Here is a 2,698-nt window from a genome sequence, read left to right as displayed (position 1 = left end):
TCAATCAACACCCGTGAGTAGTTCACCTCGCAGGTACGCTGCAGGGACATCAAATCAGGCACATAGCGCCTGGCCTGGGTGCGAACGAGCGCCACCTTTAGCGCCCCGCCAACCAGCGCGCCCGCAGCTCGCCGTGATTGAGGGCCAGCCACTGCAAGGCAATGACGGAGGCCGCGTTGTCGATGCGCCCCTCTTTGAGCCAGGCATAGGCCTGCTCGCGGCTCACCACGTGCACCCGGATATCCTCACCCTCTTCCGCCAGACCGTGGATCCCCTCGGCCTTGCTGGCATCCACCTCGCCCACATAGACCTCGATACGCTCTGTGCTGCCACCCGGGCTCACCAGATAGCTGATGGCATGCTCGCAGCGACCCACTTCGATCCCAGCCTCTTCCACGGCCTCGCGACGCACCACGGCTTCGGCGGTTTCCCCTTCATCTATGATGCCGGCCACCAGCTCCAGCAGCCAGGGCGTGGCGCTGGTCTCGATGGCGCCGATGCGGAACTGCTCCACCAGCACTATCTGGTCGCGCACAGGATCATAGGGCAGCAGGGCGCTGGCATGGCCACGCTCGAACAGCTCGCGCACTATGGGTTCATTCCAGCCCCCCGCAAATAACCTGTGCTGTAGGCGATAGACGTTTACTTTGAAGAAGCCGTTATATCCTGATGATTTATCGATAATTTTTACATCATCGGCAGAATAGTGACGGGTTTGGGGCAAGGCTTGCTGCGACATACGAGACTCCCGCCAGCTTGACTTGGCTCGGTTTGACCATAAAATCCGAGAACATGAATGAACATTCATTCACTCGTTCCCGACGGAGATGAGGGATGGATTTTAGCAGCCACAGGGTATTTGGCTAGGCACGAGGGGGAGAAAACTCCCCCTCGTGCCTGACGTTCTTGTCGCTGGAAAAGAGCCAGTTATCATAAAATTTTGCTTATAGTGGAGCGATTAAGCTGAAATCAAGCTTGGTCAGTGACAATAACCCTCCTTCATCCAGCGACAGCTTTGGGTTAATACATAAGGTTAAAACGATCAATGAAAAGAACACTCTTGTCAGCCATGGTGTTGCTGGGCGTCAGCGCCGGCGTCCATGCCGAAAACCTGCTCGATATTTACCAACAGGCCCAGATCAAGGACACCCAGCTGCAGGAATCCAAGGCCAGGCGTGACCAGGCCTTCGAGAAAATCAACGAATCCCGTGCCACTCTGCTTCCACAGGTCGATCTGGAAGCAGGTCTGAGCCACCTGCAAAACAAAGGTGATACCCTGACCGGTTCGACTGCTAACGGAAAAGTTGCGCTAACGCAATCCCTCTATCGTCGCAGTAACTGGATCAACCTGGATATCACCGAGAAGAGCGCCACCCAGTCCGACGTGGCCTACAACCTCGAAGCCCAGAACCTGATGCTGCGCACCTCCCAAGCCTATTTCGACGTGCTCAAGGCGATGGACATCCTGGAGTACCTCCGCGCCAACAAGGCTGCAGTGGAACGCCAGCTGGAACAGACCCAGCAGCGCTTCGAAGTGGGCCTGACCGCCATCACGGACGTGCATGAGGCCGAGGCCGAGCGCGACAAGGCGCTGGCCGACGAGATCAATGCCGAAAACACCCTGGACAACAGCTACGAGAGCCTGCGTGAACTGACCGGCATCGATCACCGCAACCTGGCAGTGCTCAACACCGAGCGATTCAGCCCGCAGAAGACCGCTTTTGGCTCCGAAAAGTGGCTGGAGCTGGCACTGGACAAGAATCTGCAACTGCACAACGCGCGTATCGCCAAGGACATTGCCAAGGAGCAGATCGACCTGCAGAAGACCGGTCATGAGCCGACCCTGGATCTGGATGCCGGTCTGAAGACCAGCCATACCGATTACAAAGACGAGATCCGCAACCCCGATAGCAATGCCAATCAGTCCAACATTGGCCTGACCTTCAAGCTGCCTATCTACAGCGGTGGCGCCACCAGCTCCAAAGTGAAGCAGGCCCAGTACGACTACGTGGCTGCCAGCGAGCAGCTGGAGAAGAACTTCCGCTCGGTACAGAGCACTGTGCGCTCCTCTTACAACAACGTGAACGCCAGCATCGGCTCGGTACGCGCCTACAGCCAGTCCGTGGTCTCCGCCGACAGCGCCCTGAAAGCGACTGAAGCCGGTTACGAAGTGGGTACCCGCACCATAGTCGACGTGCTGGACTCCACCCGTAAGCTGTACGATGCCAAGCAGAAACTCTCTGCCGCTCGTTACAGCTACATCCTCAACATCCTGAGCCTGAAACAGGCTGCCGGTGTGCTGGAAGAGAAAGATCTGGTGGAAGTGAACCAGGGCTTGATGCCTGCCACGGCAAAAACCAAAACCAACGCCTGATAGCCGCTATCGGGAATGAAGAAGGCGACCACAGGGTCGCCTTTTTGTTATCCGGATTGCTGTCGAGCTGAACGTGCAGACGTGTCGGCCCCGCCATGTTACGGAGCCAATGGAGCAGTTAGCCGCGCTCGCGGATAGTCTTGATGATATCGGAGGTAGAGCAGCCATCCTCGAAGTTGAGCACGCGCACCTCACCGCCATTGGCGGTCACCTCGGCGTAACCAGCAATATCCTCCGGCTTGTAATCCCCCCCCTTGACCAACAGGTCGGGCAACACTTCAGCGATCAGCCGCTGGGGCGTATCTTCGGCGAAGGGCACCACCC

The 2,698-nt window shown here is 57.6% G+C and carries 2 protein-coding genes and 1 pseudogene; 1 reads left to right on the top strand and 2 read right to left on the bottom strand.

Annotated elements, in window-relative coordinates; translation table 11 throughout:
* Positions 1 to 97: 97 nt before the first annotated feature.
* Positions 98 to 739, bottom strand: a complete 642-nt coding sequence (nudF, locus tag AAC083_RS22460) for an ADP-ribose diphosphatase (protein WP_042035364.1) — start codon at positions 737 to 739, stop codon at positions 98 to 100.
* 306 nt (positions 740 to 1,045) lie between these two features.
* On the opposite strand from nudF, the gene tolC reads away from it, so the two are divergent.
* Positions 1,046 to 2,374 (top strand): outer membrane channel protein TolC, encoded by a 1,329-nt coding sequence (gene tolC / locus AAC083_RS22455; protein WP_108537754.1) that lies wholly within the window; start codon positions 1,046 to 1,048, stop codon positions 2,372 to 2,374.
* Between the two features lie 118 nt (positions 2,375 to 2,492).
* Here the strand turns inward: tolC and AAC083_RS22450 are convergent.
* Positions 2,493 to 2,698: pseudogene (locus AAC083_RS22450) on the bottom strand (bifunctional heptose 7-phosphate kinase/heptose 1-phosphate adenyltransferase); the annotation flags it as partial.

Source organism: Aeromonas sp. HMWF014, assembly GCF_963878295.1.
GTDB lineage: Bacteria > Pseudomonadota > Gammaproteobacteria > Enterobacterales > Aeromonadaceae > Aeromonas > Aeromonas popoffii.
The sequence above is the reverse complement of the archived record's forward strand: the minus strand, read 5'-3'. Positions and strand labels throughout refer to the sequence as shown.